Genomic DNA, 18,134 nt, shown 5'->3' with positions numbered 1-18,134 from the left:
TCACCCTCCCACCGAACTCCTGCCGAAGGAGCGCCCGAGCCGGCGTACCTCCTCCTCCATCTGCCCGACCAGGTCGGCGCCCCCGAACCGGGCGACCAGCGCGTCGGTGAACCCACTGAGCACGACCGGTCGCAGCGCCTGCACCACGGCGAGGGACCGGGGCACGTAGACCTTGCGGCTGCGCCGCTCGATGCCGCGCAGCAGGGCGGCGACGCACCGGTCGACGGGGACGACGGTGGACAGCGGCCACGGCAACCGGCGCAGGGCGCCGCGGAACGACGCCAGGTCGTCGTGGATGTCGCGGACCAGGTCGGTGTCGATCCAGATGGGATGCGCGGTGCCGACGGTGACGCCGCGGTGGCGGACCTCCATGCGCAGCACGTTGGCGAACTGCTCGACGCCGGCCTTCGAGGCGCAGTACGCGGCCATGCCGGGCATGGCCGTGAACGCCGCGGCGGACGAGACGATCAGCACGTGCCCGCGCGCCTCGGTCACGTGCGGCAGGGCGGCGCTGACGGTGCGGATCACGCCGCCCAGGTTCACCTCGACGGTGCGGATCAACGCGTCCACCGGTCCGGTCGCGACGGTGCCGAGGTTGGCGATGCCGGCGTTCGCCACGACGACGTCGATCCCGCCGAAGCGGTCCACCGTGGAGGCGACGGCCGCGTCGAGGGCGGCCTGGTCGGTGACGTCGCACTCGTGCCAGTGCGCGTCGAGTTCGGCGCCGAGCCGCCGCAGCCGCTCGGGTTCGAGCCCGACGAGGGCCACGCGGGCGCCGCGGGCGGCCGCCGCGCGGGCCAGCTGTGCCCCGATGCCGCGCGCCGCACCCGTGACGAGGAGGGTGCGGCCGGTCAGGTCATACCGCATCGGCGTGCTCCCGTTCCGGTTCGCCCGGCCGGCTCCCGGCCACCACCCGGTGGTCGGCCGGGCGGAAGCGGCGCAGCCGCAGCGCGAACCCCGTGGCGTAACCGGGCCAGATGGTGGTGTTGCGGCCGGTGGCGTCCAGGTACCAGCTCGAACAGCCGGTCTGCCACACCGTGCCGGCCATCCTCCGGTGGACCCGCTCCGTCCAGCGTCGCTGGGCCTCCGCGGTCGGCTCGATGGCGTCCGCGCCGGTGGCCCGCAGGTGCCGCAGGGCGGCGACCACCAGCCGCAGCTGCGCCTCGATCATCAGCACCACCGACGTGTGCCCGAGCCCGGTGTTCGGCCCGAGCAGGAAGAACAGGTTGGGAAAGCCGGCCACCATCGTGCCCTGGTACGCCTGCATGCTGGGCGTCCACGCCTCCCCGAGGCTGCGCCCGTCGCGACCCCGGACGCGCCACACGACGGGGGAGTCGGTGACGTGGAAGCCGGTGCCGAGGATGAGCGTGTCCGCGTCGTGACGGGTGCCGTCGTCGGTCACCACCCCGTCGGGCACGATCCGGGCGATGGGCGCGGTGACCACCTCGACGTTCGGCCGGGCCAGCGCGGGCCAGTAGTCGTTGGAGATGAGCACCCGCTTGCAGCCCATCGCGTAGCGCGGCGTGAGCTTGTCCCGCAGTCGCGCGTCGGCCACCTGCCGGCGCAGCGTCCGCAGCGACATCCGCGAGGCCAGGCGGTTGACGGCGGGATGCAGGAAGCCCACGGCCAGCGCCTCGCGGGCGACGTACAGCCCGGCCCGGACGGCCCGCTGCGCGCCGGGCACGGCACGGAACGCGGCCTGTTCGAGCCGGCTGATCCGGCGGGAACGCCGCGGCATGATCCAGGCGGGGGTGCGCTGGAACAGCGTCAACCGCTCCACCATCGGCTGGATCCGCGGTACGAACTGGACCGCCGACGCGCCGGTGCCGACCACGGCGACCCGGCGGCCGGTGAGGTCGTGGTCGTGGCGCCAGCGGGCGGAGTGGAAGACCGTGCCGGCGAACTCGCCGAGCCCCGGGATCGCCGGCACGGCCGGTTCGCTCAGCGGCCCGGTCGCGCAGACGAGTACGCGGGCGCGGTGCTCGCCGCCGGAGGTCCGCAGCCGCCACCGCCGTGCCTGCTCGTCCCAACTGGCCTCCCGCACCTCGTGGCGCAGCCGCAGCCGCGGCCGGACGCCGAAGCGGTCGACACAGCCGCGCAGGTAGTCCCAGATCTCCTGCTGCCCCGAGAACGTGTGCGACCAGCCGGGATTGGGCGCGAAGGAGAACGAGTAGAGGTGCGAGGGGACGTCGCAGGCGCAGCCGGGGTAGCTGTTGTCCCGCCACGTGCCGCCGACGTCGTCGCCCCGGTCGAAGACGAGGTAGTCGGTGAAGCCGGCCTGCTGCAACCGGATGGCCGCGCCGAGGCCGCCGAAGCCGGCGCCGATGATGGCGATGTCGACGTCCATCACACCTCCCGGGCCCCGGGCGTGGCGGCGGGCTCGTCCTCCGGCGGCCAGGGCGGCCCGCCCACGCCGGTTATCCGTACGCCGCCCCACGGGTCCACCTCCGCCAACCGGGCCGGGCTCACCCGGTCGGCGATGCGCAGCGCGACCTGCCGGTGGCCGGCGCGGAGCAGCCGGGCCACCCGCGGATCCGGCTCGATGCGCCCGCCCCAGTGGTACCGGCCGTCGACCGGCTCCCACCGCCCGCTCAGGTGCACGCGGACCGGGGTGTCGCCGACGTACCCGGCGCCGCGGTAGCCGTCGTGAGACTCCGCGCTGAGCCCCTGATTCGCTCGCTGGCGCCCGCTCATGCCGGCACTCCGCTTCGCTGCGTGCCGGCATGAGGCTCCACCGCGCTGAGCCGCCGATTCGCTCGCTGGCGCTCGCTCATGGGGTGATCCGCTCGTGCGCGCGGGTCAGCTCGCGGGGCAGGTCGGCGCTGCGCCGGACCCCTTCGATCCCGCTCCACAGCAGCGTGGTGAGGTACTCGGTGAGGGCGGCGCGGCGGATCGGCTGGCCGTGCTCGGTCCACCAGTCGCCGACCGCCTGCACGAAACCCACCAGGCCGTACGCCCACGGCTCGGCGGGCCCGGCGTCGAGGCCCAGCGCGCGGAGCCGGTCGCCGATGACCCGGGCCAGGCCGGCGGCCACCTGCCGACCGGTGCCGGCGATGACCTGGTGGATGCCCGCGTGACCGGACTGCATGAGGAACCGGTACAGCGCCGGCTCCGACTCGATCACCCCGAGGTAGGCGTCGATCGTCGCCTCGACGAGGCCGCGCTCCTCGCGGACCCGCTCGATCGCCGGGGCGATGGCGTCCACGACCCGGGCGGCGACCAGCTCGCTGACGGCAAGCCACAGGTCGGACTTGTCGGCGAAGTAGCGGTAGAGGACCGGCTTGCTGACGCCGGCGGTCGCCGCGACCTCGTCCATGTCGACCTCGGGCCCGTGCCGCAGCAACGCCTGCACGGCGGCGCCGAGCAGGTGCTGCCGCCGCTGCTCGCGATGGCCCGCCCAGCGCTCCCGGCGGCCGTCGGCCGCGGTCGACCGCGCGCCGTCCGGCGGGTCGGATCCATTGACATCCGTGAGAGGCGATTGCATGCTACCACTCGTAACAGTTACCGGGCGTCACGTCAATATGGAGGCGTCATGGCGGCGACACCGACCGGACGCGACCGCGAGGCGACGGCCGAACGGCTGCTCGCCTCCTCGCTGCGGACGAGCTACGACCCGAGCGTCGAGATCGACTGGGAGGCGCCGCCCGTGCCGGGCGCCTACTGGCTGCCGCCGCACCGCAGCAGCCTCTACGGCACAACACTGTGGCAGCGCATGAGCGAGGAGCAGCGGGTCGAGCTGACCCGGCACGAGGTGGCGAGCGCGGCGAGCGCCGGGGTCTGGTTCGAGACGATCCTCATGCAGATGCTGATCCGGCAGTACTACGACGCCGACCCCACGAGCCGGCACGCCCAGTACGCGCTGACCGAGGTGGCCGACGAGTGCCGGCACTCCATCATGTTCGGTCGGCTCATCGAGGCCATGGGCTGCCCGGTCTACCGGGCGAGCCGGTGGGACCACGCGCTCGGACGCTTCCTCAAGACCACCGCGACCGGCGCGCAGATGTACGCGGCCATCCTCATCGCCGAGGAGATCCTCGACGCCTTCCAGCGCGAGATCATGGCGGACGAGTCGTTGCAGCCGCTCATCCGGATGGTGTCGCGGATCCACGTCGTCGAGGAGGCGCGGCACGTGCGGTTCGCCCGCGAGGAACTGGCCCGCCAGGCCCGGGCGGCCGGCCCGGTGGCCACCGCGTACGCGCGGCTGCTGATCGGCCGCGCGGCGTACGCCATCGCGGGCCGGTTGGTCCACCCCGACGCGTACGCCGCCGTGGGCGTGCCGCCCGCCGTGGGGCGTGCCGCCGCCCGCGCCAACCCGCACTGGCGGGCCACCCTGCGCTGGTCGGCGAGCCGGGTGCACGAGACGCTGGCCGACCTCGGGCTGGTGGCCGGTCCCGGCCGCCTGCTGTGGGCCCGAGCGGGCCTGATCTGACGGGCCGGAGGGGCCCGCCCCGGTCCGGGACGGGCCCCTCCGGGGCGTGTCAGCGCAGCCGGGCCTGCGTGGCGAGGGCGGACCCGCCCGCCTCGAACGCGGCCAGGAGGCTGGTGGGCCGTCCGTCGGCGACCGGGACCACGACGGTCACCGGGCGGCCGGACCGCAGGTCCACCGAGCGGTCGCCGACGGCGCGCTCACCGTCCCAGGCGTACAGGTGGACCGTCCCGGAACGGTCGGCGCGCACCGTCACCTTCACCCCGCCGGCGACCCGCGTCTGGCCGGTCAGCCGGAGCGCCCGCTCGGGCAGCCGGGGCACCGCGGCCGGGGCCACGCCGTCCACCGCCGACTGCGCGATGGTCTGCGGGCTGTGCACGCTCCGCGCGGCGGTGTCCGGGAAGACCGGAGCGCTCGGCTCCCGGTCGGCCGGGGTGTAGCCGGGCAGGGTCACCAGGCCGTACCGGTAGGGATCGGCCCGCACGCCGGTGAACGTGGACCAGCCCAGCCGGGACTGCGAGGTGAGGTCCTGGGTGTCCGAGTCGTAGATGAGCACGTTGAAGCCCATCCGCCGCGGGTCCACCGCGTCGGGCAGCACCGAGAACGGGATGCTCGCCTCGATCGTGTAGCCGGTGTACGGCGAGCTGACCTTGCTGACCACGGTCATGCCCGGAGCCGTGACGTCGGCCGGTCCCTGCCGGTTGTCGGCGTCCCGCTGCCAGCACGGCGGGTCACCGTTGGCGGGGTCGTCGGTGACCGGGAAGATGCCGGCCTTGAACACCGTGGAGGTGTCCGTCGAGTTCCCCTTCGGGTCGACGATGATCTCCACACTGTCGGTACGGCGCTGCCGCTTGCAGTCCTGCGGCACCACCTTCGTGCCGAGCACGTCGTCGGTGACCCGCACGAAGACCTTCAGCGCGTCCTCCGTCCAGGCGACGCGGCCGGTGGCCGAGGCGTCCTGCGGGGTCGTCGCCTGCCCCTCCCAGATCCGGGAGAGGTCCAGCTCCTCGCCGGGGTACTCGCCCGGGCTCGCCACACCGTCGACGGCGTGGCCCGGACCGGCGTGCGGCACCTCGCTGGTGGGCACGATCTCCAGGGCGCCGCTCTCCACGGTGGTGCCGGAGCTGCTGGTGGTGGTGATGGTGATGCCGTAATCGCCGTCCGACCCGCCCTCGTTGGCGGTCGGCAGGGTGGCGTCACTGTTGGTCACCGTGAAGGTGACCGAGCCGGCGGCCCCGGGGGCCAGGTTCGCGTAGCTCTTGGTGGCCGCGTCGGCGGTGAAGCCGGCAGGCAGGCCGAGGGTGACCGTTCCGCTCTCCGTGGCGTCGCCGTGGTTGCGCAGGTCGACCCGGACGGACCGGCTGCCACCGGAGCCGAGGGTGAGCACCGGCTTGATCAGGGTGTCCAGCTGCGGGTACCCGTTGTCGCGGGCCCAGTCGCGGAACACCCCCACCTCCGGCAGCGGTTCCAGCGTGCCGCGCACGTCGGCGACCACCCGGACCGCCCGGTCGGTACGGCCCGCGCCCTGGCCGGTGGTCAGGGTCGCCCCGATCAGGTGCTGCTGGTTCGCCGCGGTGGCGGGAACGGTCACCGTGAAGGTGGCGGTGCGTTCCTTGCCCGCCGCGATGGCGCCCTTGAACGCGCCGGAACCGGTGGCGGTCCAGCCCGACGGCAGCCGCAGGGACACGGCCGGCCGGGAGAGCGCCCGGTCGCGCGGCGCGCGTACGTGCGCCGTCACGGTCACGGTCTGGCCGGGGGTGAGGTCAAACCGGTCGGTGGTCAGGTACAGCTCGGTGCCGCGGGGCAGCCCACCCGGGGCCGGCGGCAGCACCGAGCCGCGCAGGATCGCCGCCGGGGAGGTGTCGGCCGGATCGTAGGGGACCCGGCTGTCCACGAGCGTGTAGAAGTCGCAGCGGATGGCGGCCGGGTCGGTGGGCGCGGCGGCGGTGCCGGCCCAGCCCTGCGTGACGTACTCCCGGCGGGCGTCGACCTCGATCTCCGCCCAGGTCCTGCCGTTGGCGCTGCGGGTGCCCTCCCAGACGCCGAAGACCTGGTCGGTCGGGACGGTCGGGGTGAAGCTCGACGCGCACGCGGGCCCGGCGGACGACGTACCCGTGCCGCCGGTGCGCAGGAACGTGGCGGGCCGGAAGGGCTTGAGCCCCTCCCGGGTGAGCTGCTCGGGGAAGGCGGTGGGGTCCGCGGCGGCGTGGAACGCCTCCGCGGCGAACCGGGCGGCCTGCTGGTGGTTGCCGTGGTTGCCCGGGGTCGGGGACGGGTTCATCGTCATGATGATTTCCGGGCGCGTCTGCCGGATGACCCGGACGATCTTGGCGAGCGTGTCGTCGTGGCCCCAGATCCGCTCGGACAGCGGCGCCGACGCCGTGTACCAGAAGTCGACCCGGTCCAGGTTGTACAGGTTCTCCACCCCGGCGTGGCCGATCGCGGTGCGCTCCTCGCGCTCGCGGATGATGCCGAGCGGCGGGCCCTCTTCGAGCCCGACGGCGTTGCCGCCGCCCTCGCCGCGGGTGATGGTGACGACCCCGGCGCGGACGCCGTAGTTCTCCTTCCACTGGCCGAGGGTGGCCAGGCTGCCGGCCTCGTCGTCGGGGTGGGCGCTGACGAAGAGCACGTCGAGGTCGACGGTGCCGGTCCCGGCGTGTGCGCCGTCGGCGGGGGCGGCGAGTGCGGTGGCGGGTGTCCCGGCGAGGGCCAGGGCGAGCGCCGTGGGTAGCAGGAACGCCTTGAGTCGCATGCAGATCCCTTCGGAAACCGCGATGTCCGGGCAGCGACCAGCGACGTCGGGCACGTGTCGGCGCCGACGCGGGTCGGGGTCGGACGGACTGTCGGGTTGACGGGACGGCGGGCGCCGGCTGGCGCCACGTCACCGTGGTACGTCAGCGGCGCGGACGTCCGTACACACTGGATCGTCCGTGTCCGCTGGAAGGCCTTCGCCGGGTGACGCTAGGGATGACCGCAACCATCCGTCAATGGCTCGCCAACCACTTTCTTCATTTGCAATAAAAAAGAACCCGCCCCTGCCCGCAAGGACCCCACTGGCCCAGGATCTCCGATCCGCCGCTTTCGCCCCTGTTCGCGCTGCCCCGAGAGGGCGCCGAGACCCTTTCGTTACTTGACTCAATAATTCGTTCGCCGTAGGAAGGAAGTGTGACTGACGTGGTGACGCCACCGACGAGCCCGGTGAGCCGGGAGCGGTCCAAGGAGATCAAGCGCCTGTCCGTGATCTCGACGGCCCGCCAGGTGCGGATGCTCTCCCGCGCCGAGCTGACCGAGCTCACCGGCCTGAGCCCCGCCACGCTCACCCCGCTCGTGCGCGAACTCATCGCCGAGGGGTACCTCATCGAGCGCGGGCCCGGCACGTCCCGCACCGGGCGTCCCCGGGCCATGCTCGAGTTCAACCCCCGGGCCGAGCTGGTCGCCGCGGTCTCGCTGGAGCCGTCGAGGATCAGCTGCGAGATCGCCGACAGCGACGGCGCGGTCATCGCCCACCGCACGGTCCGGCTCACCGGCGACATCGTCGACACCATCTGCCGTTTCGTGCCCGAGCTGGCCGGGGACGGGCTGTCCGCCCTGCGCGGGGTCGCCATCGCGGCGCCCGGCGTCTCCTCCGGAGGGGCCGTCCGCCTCGCCCCGTCGGTCGGCCTCGTGGAGGCGCGGCCGGTGGGGGAGTCGGTGCAGCAGCGGCTCGGGGTGCCGGTGGTGGTGGACAACGACGTGAACCTGATGGCCGCCGGCGAGCACGCGGCCGGCGCGGGCAGCGACGTGGCGGACCTGCTGCTCCTGCACGTGGCCGACGGCATCGGCGCCGGCCTGGTGCTCGACGGCCAGGTCCGTCGCGGCGCGGGCGGAGCCGCCGGCGAGGTCGGTTTCCTGCCCCTCGACCCGGCCGACCGCGGGCACGACGGGATCGGCCCGTTCGAGGCCCGCTGGTCGGAGAACGCCGTCGCCGAGCGGATGGTGGCGCTCGCACCGGGTCGCCGCCCGGACTCCCCGGTGGCCGCCCTCGTCGAGCTGGCGGCCACGGACGAGCGGGCCGCCGCGTACCTGGACGAGCTGCTGACCGCCTGGGCGCGCCTCATCGTCTCCTGCGTCTGCGTCATCGACCCCGGGCGGGTGCTGCTCAGCGGGGCCGCCGCCCAGCTCGACGACGCGGCCGTCGCCCGGCTCCAGACCCTGGTCACCGCCGCCGCGCCGAGTCACACGGAGGTCCGTCGCGCGGTGCTCGGCGACCGGGCGGTGCTGCACGGAGCGGTGAGCTACGCGCTCTCCGCCGCTGCCGCCGCCGGCCTGCCCACTCCCTGACCGATCGTCCTCTGATCCAGAGCTCCCCCTATCCCCCTCGGAGGTACCCATGAAACGCCGTCTTCTCTTCGCCGGTGCGCTCGCCGCCGTCCTGGCCGCCGGTACCGCGTGCGGCGGTGGCGGTGACGACGCGGGCGGCAGCGCGAGCGCCGAGAAGCTGACCATCTACACGGCACGCGACAAGAAGGTCGCCACGTACGTGGTCGACCAGTTCACCGCCAAGTACCCCGAGTACAAGGGCAAGGTGGAGATCCTCAACCTGGGCGCCCAGGAGATCCTGGAGCGCGTCCGGGCCGAGAAGGCGAACCCGCAGGCGGACGTCTGGTGGGGCGGCACCCAGCAGGGGCTCGCGGCCGCGGCCACCGAGGACCTGCTCGCCCCCATCCAGCCGGCGTTCGCCGCCAAGATGGACCCGAAGTACAAGGACCCCGAGGGCCGCTGGTTCGGTGAGATCCTGCTGCCCGAGGTGATCATGTACAACAACAAGGCCCTCACCCCGGAGCAGGCGCCGAAGGACTGGGACGACCTGATCAAGCCGGAGTGGAAGGACAAGATCATCATCCGGGACGTGGCGGCGTCCGGCACGATGCGGTCCATCTACGCCTCGATGATCCAGCGGCTGTCGCCGGACGGCAGCAACCCCGAGCCCGGGTACGAGTGGCTCCGCAAGCTCGATGCCAACACCGGCTCGTACACCGCCAACCCCACCGACCTGTACCTGAAGATGTCCCGCCAGCAGGGCGTCGTCAGCGCCTGGAACCTCCAGGACATCCTGCTGCAGGCCAACCAGGCGAACATGCCGTTCGGCTACGTGATGCCGGCATCCGGCGCTCCGGTGCTCATCGACGGCCTGGCCGCGGTGAAGGGCGGCAACACCACGGGGGCGCAGAAGTTCCTCGAGTTCCTCTTCGACGACAAGCTCCGGGCCGACCTGGCCAAGGACTACTTCCAGATCCCGGCCGTCGACATCGCCGAGAAGCCGGAGTGGCTGGCCCAGCTCCAGCTCAAGCCGATGGACGTCGACTGGGACGTGGTCGGCAAGCACGAGACCGAGTGGATCAACCACTGGAACAGCCAGATCAAGAACAAGGGCTGACGACGGTGGCGCCGGAGCGCACCTGAGCGCTCCGGCGCCACCGCCGGCCCCTGAACCGGGTGCGCAACACCGTCCCGCCCGCCCGGATCCCGGTCCCCGACCGGACCCACCCGTCCGGGCCGCACGAAGGAGAGGACGTCATGATCGATGTCACGCTGGAGTCGGTGAGCAAGCGCTTCGCCCGCGGCGGTGACGCGGCCGCCGTCGACCAGGTCGACATCAGCATCGCCGCCGGGGAGTTCTTCACCCTGCTCGGCCCGAGCGGCTGCGGCAAGACCACCACGCTGCGCATGGTCGCCGGGTTCTACTTCCCGACCTCCGGGCGCATCCGGTTCGGCGCCGAGGACGTCACCCACCGGCCGCCGAACAAGCGCGACACCGGCATGGTGTTCCAGAACTACGCGCTCTTCCCGCACATGACCGTCGCGCAGAACGTCGCGTACGGACTCAAGATCCGCAAGGTCGGCCGCGCCGAGTCGAAGCGGCGGGTCGAGGAGGCCCTCGGCCAGGTGCACCTGGCCGGCTACGGCCACCGGCGCATCGACGAGCTGTCCGGCGGCCAGCAGCAGCGGGTCGCGCTGGCCCGGGCCCTGGTGATCCGCCCGCGCACGCTGCTGCTCGACGAACCGCTGTCCAACCTCGACGCCAAGCTGCGCGAGGAGACCCGGCTGGAGATCCGCCGCATCCAGCGGGAGGCGGGCACCACCTCCATCTACGTGACGCACGACCAGGCCGAGGCGATGGCGATGTCGGACCGGATCGCGGTCATGCAGGCCGGCCGGGTGCAGCAGATCGGCGCCCCGCAGGAGATCTACCACCGTCCGGCCACCAGCTTCGTGGCCCGCTTCATCGGCCGCAGCAACGTGCTGTCCCTGCCCGTCGTGGCCGCCGCGGAGGAGACGGTCACCGTGCGCCTGCCGGGAGGGGCCGAGGTCGCGGCGCCGGCCCCGGCCGGGCACGGTCTCCGGGAGGGCGGCACCGCGCTGGTCTCGGTCCGTCCGGAGCACATCGGGCTCACCTCGGCGACCGACCCCGACGCGCTGCCCGGGCAGGTCACCGACGTCGAGTTCACCGGCATGGCCACCAACCTCGTGGTCGACGTGGCCGGCGAGCCGGTGCAGGTGGCCGCCATCGACGTCCCGGCCGGCGTCGCGGTGGGCGACCAGGTCGGGCTGCGCCTGGTCCGGGACCGCATGTGGGTGGTGCGGCCGTGACCACCATCCCCGCCACGCCCGGCCCGGCCACCACCGCGCCGGCCACCACCGACCCCACGCCGCCCGCCCCGCGGCGGCGGCTCGCCGACCGGTTCGCCGGCGGCACCGGGTCGCGCTGGTTCCCGTACGTCCTGGTCTTCCCGCTCGCGCTCGTCCTCTTCGGGTACGTGGTGCAACCCATGTTCGCCACCTTCGCCGAGAGCGTCGGCGTGGACGGGTGGGAGAACTACGGCACCTTCCTCACCGGCGACGGCGTCGCCCGGTCCGCCCTGGTCACCTCGCTGGTGATCTCCGCGGCGAGCGTGGTGCTCTGCGGGATCGTCGGCGTGGCCATGGCCTTCCTGCTCAAGCGCTTCTCGTTCCCCGGCCGCCGGCTGATCGAGGCGATCATCCTGGTCCCGGCCGCCCTGCCGCCGCTCATCGGCGCCATCTCGTTCCAGCTTCTCTACAGCGAGACCGGCATCCTTCCACGCGGGCTCCAGCACCTCTTCGGCACCGCCGAGCCGGTGCTTCCGTTCAGCGGCATCGCCGGGGTGCTCGTGGTGCACACCTTCACCATGTACCCGTTCTTCTACCTCTCCGCCTCGGCGGCGCTGGGCGGCATGGACCCGTCGGTGGAGGAGGCGGCCTACAACCTCGGGGCCGGACGGATCCGGGTCTGGCGCACCGTGCTGCTGCCGATGCTCACCCCGGCGCTCGTCTCCGCCTCGCTGCTGGTCTTCATGACCTCGCTGGCGTCGTACACGGCCCCGCTGCTGTTCGGCGTGGACCAGACGATGACCATGCAGATCTACATCAACCGCACCAACGGTGACCTGCCGATGGCGTCCACCTACGCCTCGGTGCTCGGCGTCGTCTCGATCCTCTTCCTGCTCGGCATGCGGTGGTACGAGGGGCGGCGCAGCTACCGGTCCCAGTCCAAGGGCGTCGCGGCGCACCGCCGGGAGGTCACCAACCCGCTCGGACGCTGGTTGGCGCTCGTCGCCTCGCTGCTGGCCACCGCCGTGCTGCTTGCCCCGGTGGCGACCATCGCCCTGGTGGCCTTCTCCCAGGACGGCTCCTGGACGACCGAGGTGGTGCCGGCGGCGTACACCACGAAGAACTTCGTCACCATCTTCTCCGACCCGGACGCCTTCGAGCCGATCCTCAACTCGCTGCAGATGAGCCTCATCGCGACCGTCGGCTGCGTCGTGTTCGGCGTGCTCGTCGCGTACGCGGTGCGCCGGCTGAACTTCCGCGGCCGCGGACTGCTCGACGTGGCGGTCATGCTGGCCTGGGCGCTGCCCGGCACGGTCGTGGCCATCAACCTGATCTCCGCGTTCAGCACCGGCAACGCGTTCAGCCTCGGCCAGGTCCTCATCGGCACCTTCTGGATCATGCCGCTGGCGTACTTCGTGCGGTTCCTCCCGCTGGTGTTCCGGTCCAGTTCGGCGACCCTGGCCCAGATCGACCCGTCCCTGGAGGAGGCGGCCCGCAACCTGGGCGCGTCCTGGTGGCGGGCGTTCGGCACGGTGACCCTGCGGTTGATGCTGCCGGGTGTGCTCGCCGGCGCGCTGCTCGCCTTCGTGCACGGCGTCGGCGAGTTCGTCGCCTCGGTGCTCATCTACACGTCGGAGACCGCGCCGATCTCCGTGGAGATCAACAATCGCATGTACTCGTTCGAGATCGGCACGGCCGCCGCGTACGGCATGCTCCAGGTGATCCTGATCTTCGTGGTCATGGTCGTCTCCGGCCGGCTGGAGAGCGGCCGGCGGTCGACCCGGGAGGCGGCACAGTGGACGGCCTGACCGGACCCGCCGGCACCGACCCGGTCGCACGCTGGCACGCGCGCGGCGGGCTGCTCCCCGCCTCGCGGGTGCCCGGCGGCGACCTCGCGGCCGTCGCCGGCGCGGCGGACTTCGCCGTGCTGCCCGTCGGCGCGGTCGAGTGGCACGGTCCGCACCTGCCGCTCGGCGCGGACCTCATCCTGGCCGAGGGCTTCGCCGGCGAGAGCGCCCCCGGCGACCACCACGACGCGGTGCCGTCCGGCGGCGGGACCCCGGACGGCACCGCAACCCCGGACGGCGCCGCGAGTCCGGGCGACGGGGTGGCGGGGCCGCGCGGGGTGCTCTTTCCCGCCGTGCCCTACGCCGCCTGCCCCGGACAGACCCGTCCCTGGCCCGGCACCGTCGCGATCCGGCCGGAGATCGCGGTCGGCTACCTGGCCGACGTGATCGAGGGGATCGTCGCGGCCGGCTTCGCACGCCTCGTGATCGTCAACGGGCACGACGCCAACATGTCCACCGTCCGCGCGGCGATGGAATGGGTGTCCGGGCGGCGCACGGCCAGCCTGCTGCTGGTCAACTGGTTCCAACTCGTCACGCCGGACGAGACCGCGGAGCTGTTCGGCCCGCTGCCCTCCCGCGGCCACGGCGGGGCGTACGAGACGTCCGGGGTGCTGGGCTTCGCGCCGGAATCGGTCCGTCCCGGTGTCGCACCCGACCTGCCGCCGAAGCCGAAGCTGCCGGTGCCCCACCCGTACGTGCTGGTCGAGTCCCGGCCGGACCCGTGGCAGGGCTGGTCGGGGCACGTCTCGCTGGCCAGCGAGACGGCGGGCCGGCGGATCCGGGAACTGGCCGGCGCCCGGCTGCGCGAGATCCTCCGCGCGTGGGTGGCCGCACCGCCGCCCGCGCCGCCCACCGACGCCCCGCTGCCCGCCCCGCCCGCCGGGCCGACCGTGACCGCCGGGCCGACCGCGGCCGCCGGAAGGGAGGAGCCGTGACCCTCGACCGCGGACTGGACGTCGTCGACTTCCACCTGCACTTCCGCATCGGCGCCGACGAGACGGTCCGTGCCTGCGAGGAGGCGGCCGGGATGCACCCCGGCGGCGAGCACGAGCGGGCGGTCCGCGCGGCCGGCGCCGCACCGTACGCGGCCCAGTGGCGGCGCGCGTGGGGCTTCCCCGACCCCGAGCCACCCGCCCCGCGCTGGGAGGACGAGGCCGACCGGTGGGCCGAGGAACTGCGCGCGAACGGGATCCGCCGTGCCGTCTTCGTGACCGGCGGCGGAAACGACGCCGTCGCCGACGTGGTGGACCGCCACCCGGACCTGCTGCTCGGGTTCGCGCACCACGACCCGTACGGCCCCGGTGCCGCCGCGGAGCTGGAACGCGCGGTGGTCGAGCGCGGCCTGCGCGGGCTGAAACTCTTCGCGCCGCTGCTGCGCGGGCCCCTCGACGACGAGGCGCTGGACCCGCTGTGGGGCACGGCCCAGCGGCTCGGCGTGCCGGTGCTCATCCACATCGGGCACTACGGCAGCGCCGGTGGCCTCTCCCACGGCCGGTACGGCGGTCCCGACGAACTCGCCCGGATGGCGCGCCGGTTCCCCGAACTGGCCGTCGTGGTGCCCCACTTCGGCGTCCAGCACGTGCAGGACCTGCTCTTCGCCGCCTGGGGCTGCCCGAACATCCACGTCGACACCTCCGGCTCCAACCAGTGGGTGCGCTGGATGCCGTACAAGCTGACACTGGAGGACCTCTTCCGCCGCTGCTACGAGACCATCGGCCCGCACCGGATCGTCTTCGGCAGTGACTCGTCGTGGTTTCCGCGCGGCTACGTCACCCGATACCTCGACGACCAGTTGCGAATCTGCCGGGAGCTGGGCCTGCCCGACGACCATCTACGCGCGATCTTCGCCGGGAACGCCGCGCGGCTGCTCGGCCTGCACGACTGACCGGCTGATCACCGGGCGCCTCGATCCGCACCGGGGCCAGGAAGGAACGGAAGACCCGTCATGAGCACACCTGCGCTGACCACCTACCAGCGGCACCACCTGCGGCCGACCTACCAACACCACGTCGGGTACCTCTTCCCGGCCATGGTGCGGGCCAGCCAGGCGCACGTGGTGATGCTGACCGAGCAGGGGCTCATCCCTGCCGAGCGGGGCGCCCGGCTGCTGCGCGGGCTGGCCGACCTGAGGGCCGACACCACCCCGCCGCCGGCGTACGACGGCAGCTTCGAGGACGTCTACTACCTGGTGGAGAAGCGGCTCGCCGAGGCGTGCGGCATCCCCACCTCTCAGCTCGACGTGCAGCTCGCCCGCAGCCGCAACGACCTCGACGCCGGTGTGTTCCGGATGGTCCTGCGCGACCAGCTCCTCGGGGTGCTCGACCGTGTCCTCGCGGCGGGGTCGACCGCGCTGGAGCAGGCGGACCGGTACGCCGACGTGGTCATCACCGGCTACACGCACCGCCGACCGGCCCAGCCCACGACCATCGGGCACGCCCTCGCGGGGTACGCCGAGGCCCTGGCCGGCGAGGCCGTCGCCTACGCCGACCTGCTCGACACGCTGAACACCTCGCCGCTGGGCTCGTGCGCCTTCGCCGGCACCGACCTCGACATCTCGCCGGCGCGGGTGGCGGAGCTGCTCGGCTTCGGCGCCCTGGTCACCAACTCGTACGAGGCGGTGGCCGGGGCCGACCACCTCGTGGCCGTGGGCACCCTCAACGCGCGGTCGCTGGCCACCGGCGCACGTCTGGCGCGCACCCTGATGGACTGGCTGAGCTGGCGCTGGGTCACGACCCCCGCCGACTTCACGCAGGGCAGCAGCATCATGCCGCAGAAGCGCAACCCGGTGGTGCTGGAGCACCTGGTCTCCATGGCCGGCGCCACCGCGGCCGACGCGGCGTCGGTGCTGAACAACGTCGGGGCCGCTTGGTGGGAGGACTCCAACAACGCCACCACGGACGTGCAGGTGCGGCTCTGGGAGAGCAACGACCGCACCGACCGCTTCTTCGCGCTGCTTGGTGGCTTCCTCGCCGAGATCGAGCCGCTGGAACCGCCGTCGAGCGCGGAGATCGTCGCCTCCGGGGCCACGACCACCGCGGCCGCGGACGCGCTGACCCGCCACGGGGTGCCGTTCCGTGCCGCCCACTCGGTGGTCGGCCGGCTCGTGCGCGGCGGTGACCCGAGCACCTGGACCGCGGAGACGGTCCGGGATGCCGCGCGGGAGGTCACCGACCCGCTGTCCGACGACGCCGTCGCCGACCTGATCGCCGCCGCCGTCCGGCCGGAACTCGTGCTCGACCGCGCCCAGGCCGACGGCCCGGGCGCGTCCGCCGTGCGGGCCCAGGTCACCGTGCTGCGCGGCGCCTTCGACGGCGTCGCCCAGCGGCTGGCGGCCCTGCGGGACCGGCTGGCCCGCGCCGACGCGGAACTGGACCGGGTGGCCTCGGAGGGGGCGAGCCGGTGGTCGTGAGGACGGAACGGGACCGGCCGCTGTTCCGCCGCGGTCCCGCCACGCCCGGTCCGTCGGCGGCGAGTGAAGGGACGTACCACCGGTGAGCGCTCGCCTCGATGGCCGGCTCGCCCCGCCCGAGGGCGCCCCGGAGGGGCTGCTGCTCGGCGTCGACTTCGGCGGCACCAAGATGGCGGTCGGCGTGGCCGACGCGCACGGCCGGCTGCTGGCCCAGGAACGGCTGCCCACACTCGCCGACCGCGGTGCCCGCCAGGCCCTCGACCGTGCGTTGGACCTCGCCGCGGGTCTGGTGGAGACGCACGGCGGACGGCTTCTCGCCGCCGGGATCGCGTCGCCGGGCGTGATCCGACCCGACGGCATCGACCTCGCCCCCAACGTCCCGGGCTGGGACCGGCTGCGGTTGGCCGACGCGGTCCGGAGCCGGCTCGGCGTGCGGGCGGTGGCCGTGGAGAACGACCTGAACGCCGCCGCGCTCGCCGAGCTGCGGGTCGGCGCGCTCCGCGACGCCGACCCGGGTGTCGTCCTCGGTCTCGGCACCGGGGTCGCGGCGGCCGTCACGGTCGGCGGCTCGGTCCTGGCCGGCCACCGCGGTGCGGCCGGCGAGATCGGTTACGCCGTCACCGGCCCGTGGCCGGGCCAGATGTTGGAGCTGGGCTTCTCGGGCCGGGCACTGGACCGGCTGGCCGACGAGATGGGCGTGCCGGGGGCCGCGCCCGGGCTGGTCGCCGCCGCCGAGCGGCCCGGCGCCGCGCGGGACGCGTTGACCGCTCGTGTGGACGAACTGGCGCGCCACCTGGTGACCTGCTGTCTGCTGGTCGACCCGCAACGCGTGGTGCTGGTCGGCGGCGTGGCGGGCAGCGAGCTGATCCGCGAGCTGTTGGGGGAGCGGCTCAGGGCGGTGCTGCCGTACCCGCCGGAACTGTCGCTCTCCGCGTTCGCCGACGACGCCGCGCTGCTGGGTGCCGTCGTCCTGGCCGGCGACGCCCTGGCGGCACGGGCGGGGGACGCCGCGGGCCCCCCGGCGCCGCGGACCGTCGACGGGTGGGCCGGGCTGCGCGCCTGACGAGGTGCGCCCCGGCCGGCGCCTGGCGCTGCCCATCTCGGGCAGCGTCAGGCGCCGGTGACGCGTGGCCGCCGGTGGTCGGTCAGCCGGAACCCGACGCCGCGCACGGCGTCGATGGTGATGCCGGTGCCGAGGTCGGCGAGCTTGCGGCGCAGCCTCTTGACCAGGGAGTGCACGTCGGCCCTGCTGTCCAGTCCCTCGTCGTGCCACACCGAGCGGTGCAGTTCGGCGTACGCCCACACGCGGACGGGCTCGGTGGTCAGGCACGTCAGCAGATCGTGTTCGAGCCGGGTCAGGGAGACCTCGCGGTGCCCGTACCGCGCGGTGGACCGCACCGAGTCGATCGTCAGCGTGTCGTCGCTGCTGTCCGGCGCGGGGGCGGTCGCCGGGGTCGGCCCGGGGAGGGTGCCGGGAACGCCGATCAGCCGGCGCAGCTCGTCGAGGTCGGCCACCAGTAGCAGCGGCGCGACGCCGTCGAGGCGCTCGGCGAGCCGGAGCCGCTCGGCCGGGGACCGCGTCACCGCGATCACCAGCGGATACAGCTCGCCGCCGGGCCTGTCCCGGGCCGTGTTCTCGTCGTCGGTCACGGTGCCCGTCCGGAGATGATGGGCAGTCGCTGCCCAGATCGATGACGGTCGTGACAATTTTCGTCAGGCGTCGTGCCGGGTCGGCAAACGGTTAGTGACAACTTGCTCACCGCACGTCCTTGATCGTCCATTCATCTCGATCATAGTGTCCAACCGGGCAGCCGGCGTGATCCGCGCGGTGTGGGGAGGCTCG

The 18,134-nt window shown here is 73.6% G+C and carries 15 protein-coding genes; 9 read left to right on the top strand and 6 right to left on the bottom strand.

Annotated features, from left to right (window positions below; translation table 11 throughout):
• From D7I43_RS15420 to D7I43_RS15405, 4 genes are all read right to left on the bottom strand, one after another.
• Nucleotides 1-867, bottom strand: a complete 867-nt coding sequence (locus tag D7I43_RS15420; protein WP_120329196.1) for an SDR family oxidoreductase — start codon at nt 865-867, stop codon at nt 1-3.
• Entirely contained in the window at nt 857-2,347 is a 1,491-nt protein-coding gene (locus D7I43_RS15415) for a flavin-containing monooxygenase (RefSeq protein ID WP_120329195.1), read from the bottom strand. Before D7I43_RS15415 ends, D7I43_RS15420 begins: the two co-directional genes overlap by 11 nt.
• Complete coding sequence (locus tag D7I43_RS15410; protein WP_120329194.1) at nt 2,347-2,694, bottom strand: DUF4873 domain-containing protein; 348 nt, start codon at nt 2,692-2,694, stop codon at nt 2,347-2,349. Before D7I43_RS15410 ends, D7I43_RS15415 begins: the two co-directional genes overlap by 1 nt.
• Nucleotides 2,695-2,770: 76 nt before the next feature.
• Nucleotides 2,771-3,484 carry a TetR family transcriptional regulator gene (locus tag D7I43_RS15405; RefSeq protein ID WP_120329193.1) on the bottom strand — a complete coding sequence of 238 codons (714 nt, stop codon included), beginning with the start codon at nt 3,482-3,484 and terminating at the stop codon, nt 2,771-2,773.
• A gap of 48 nt (nt 3,485-3,532) precedes the next feature.
• Between D7I43_RS15405 and D7I43_RS15400 the strand changes: the two genes are divergently transcribed.
• A complete protein-coding gene (locus D7I43_RS15400; protein WP_120329192.1) occupies nt 3,533-4,429 on the top strand; it encodes an AurF N-oxygenase family protein in 897 nt (298 codons plus the stop codon).
• 49 nt (nt 4,430-4,478) lie between these two features.
• Here D7I43_RS15400 and D7I43_RS15395 read toward each other — a convergent pair whose 3' ends face one another.
• Nucleotides 4,479-7,178 carry a sugar-binding protein gene (locus D7I43_RS15395; protein WP_120329191.1) on the bottom strand — a complete coding sequence of 900 codons (2,700 nt, stop codon included), beginning with the start codon at nt 7,176-7,178 and terminating at the stop codon, nt 4,479-4,481.
• 413 nt (nt 7,179-7,591) lie between these two features.
• Between D7I43_RS15395 and D7I43_RS15390 the strand changes: the two genes are divergently transcribed.
• The 8 genes from D7I43_RS15390 to D7I43_RS15355 all read left to right on the top strand — a co-directional run bounded on the left by D7I43_RS15390 (nt 7,592) and on the right by D7I43_RS15355 (nt 17,354).
• On the top strand, nt 7,592-8,746 hold the full coding sequence (locus D7I43_RS15390) for an ROK family protein (protein WP_120329190.1): 1,155 nt from the start codon (nt 7,592-7,594) through the stop codon (nt 8,744-8,746).
• Between the two features lie 49 nt (nt 8,747-8,795).
• Nucleotides 8,796-9,842, top strand: a complete 1,047-nt coding sequence (locus D7I43_RS15385) for an extracellular solute-binding protein (RefSeq protein WP_120329189.1) — start codon at nt 8,796-8,798, stop codon at nt 9,840-9,842.
• 140 nt (nt 9,843-9,982) lie between these two features.
• Nucleotides 9,983-11,056: an ABC transporter ATP-binding protein gene (locus D7I43_RS15380; protein ID WP_120329335.1), complete on the top strand. Its 1,074-nt coding sequence runs from the start codon at nt 9,983-9,985 to the stop codon at nt 11,054-11,056.
• Nucleotides 11,053-12,843, top strand: a complete 1,791-nt coding sequence (locus D7I43_RS15375) for an ABC transporter permease (protein ID WP_240032973.1) — start codon at nt 11,053-11,055, stop codon at nt 12,841-12,843. The genes D7I43_RS15380 and D7I43_RS15375 overlap by 4 nt, the downstream gene beginning before the upstream one ends.
• Complete coding sequence (locus D7I43_RS15370) at nt 12,831-13,817, top strand: creatininase family protein (protein ID WP_240032972.1); 987 nt, start codon at nt 12,831-12,833, stop codon at nt 13,815-13,817. The genes D7I43_RS15375 and D7I43_RS15370 overlap by 13 nt, the downstream gene beginning before the upstream one ends.
• Nucleotides 13,814-14,767, top strand: a complete 954-nt coding sequence (locus D7I43_RS15365) for an amidohydrolase family protein (RefSeq protein WP_204985194.1) — start codon at nt 13,814-13,816, stop codon at nt 14,765-14,767. The genes D7I43_RS15370 and D7I43_RS15365 overlap by 4 nt, the downstream gene beginning before the upstream one ends.
• 60 nt (nt 14,768-14,827) lie before the next feature.
• Entirely contained in the window at nt 14,828-16,291 is a 1,464-nt protein-coding gene (locus D7I43_RS15360) for an argininosuccinate lyase (protein ID WP_120329188.1), read from the top strand.
• An 82-nt stretch (nt 16,292-16,373) separates the two neighbouring features.
• The gene (locus tag D7I43_RS15355) at nt 16,374-17,354 is read left to right on the top strand and encodes an ROK family protein (protein WP_240032971.1); all 981 of its coding nucleotides are present in this window, start codon (nt 16,374-16,376) and stop codon (nt 17,352-17,354) included.
• A gap of 47 nt (nt 17,355-17,401) precedes the next feature.
• On the opposite strand, the gene D7I43_RS15350 is transcribed toward D7I43_RS15355, so the two are convergent.
• Nucleotides 17,402-17,941, bottom strand: a complete 540-nt coding sequence (locus tag D7I43_RS15350) for a winged helix-turn-helix domain-containing protein (protein ID WP_120329187.1) — start codon at nt 17,939-17,941, stop codon at nt 17,402-17,404.
• Between the last annotated feature and the right edge of the window lie 193 nt (nt 17,942-18,134).

The organism is Micromonospora globbae (assembly GCF_003610785.1).
Lineage (GTDB): Bacteria > Actinomycetota > Actinomycetes > Mycobacteriales > Micromonosporaceae > Micromonospora > Micromonospora globbae.
This window is presented reverse-complemented; position numbering and strand designations above follow the sequence as displayed.

What these genes read in the sequence shown, in the direction of transcription:
- D7I43_RS15395 (WP_120329191.1), bottom strand. Translation starts at nt 7,178, where the DNA reads ATGCGACTCAAGGCGTTCCTGCTACCCACGGCGCTCGCCCTGGCCCTC.
- D7I43_RS15360 (WP_120329188.1), top strand. Translation starts at nt 14,828, where the DNA reads ATGAGCACACCTGCGCTGACCACCTACCAGCGGCACCACCTGCGGCCG.
- D7I43_RS15385 (WP_120329189.1), top strand. Translation starts at nt 8,796, where the DNA reads ATGAAACGCCGTCTTCTCTTCGCCGGTGCGCTCGCCGCCGTCCTGGCC.
- D7I43_RS15405 (WP_120329193.1), bottom strand. Translation starts at nt 3,484, where the DNA reads ATGCAATCGCCTCTCACGGATGTCAATGGATCCGACCCGCCGGACGGC.
- D7I43_RS15415 (WP_120329195.1), bottom strand. Translation starts at nt 2,347, where the DNA reads ATGGACGTCGACATCGCCATCATCGGCGCCGGCTTCGGCGGCCTCGGC.
- D7I43_RS15380 (WP_120329335.1), top strand. Translation starts at nt 9,983, where the DNA reads ATGATCGATGTCACGCTGGAGTCGGTGAGCAAGCGCTTCGCCCGCGGC.
- D7I43_RS15400 (WP_120329192.1), top strand. Translation starts at nt 3,533, where the DNA reads ATGGCGGCGACACCGACCGGACGCGACCGCGAGGCGACGGCCGAACGG.
- D7I43_RS15410 (WP_120329194.1), bottom strand. Translation starts at nt 2,694, where the DNA reads ATGAGCGGGCGCCAGCGAGCGAATCAGGGGCTCAGCGCGGAGTCTCAC.
- D7I43_RS15420 (WP_120329196.1), bottom strand. Translation starts at nt 867, where the DNA reads ATGCGGTATGACCTGACCGGCCGCACCCTCCTCGTCACGGGTGCGGCG.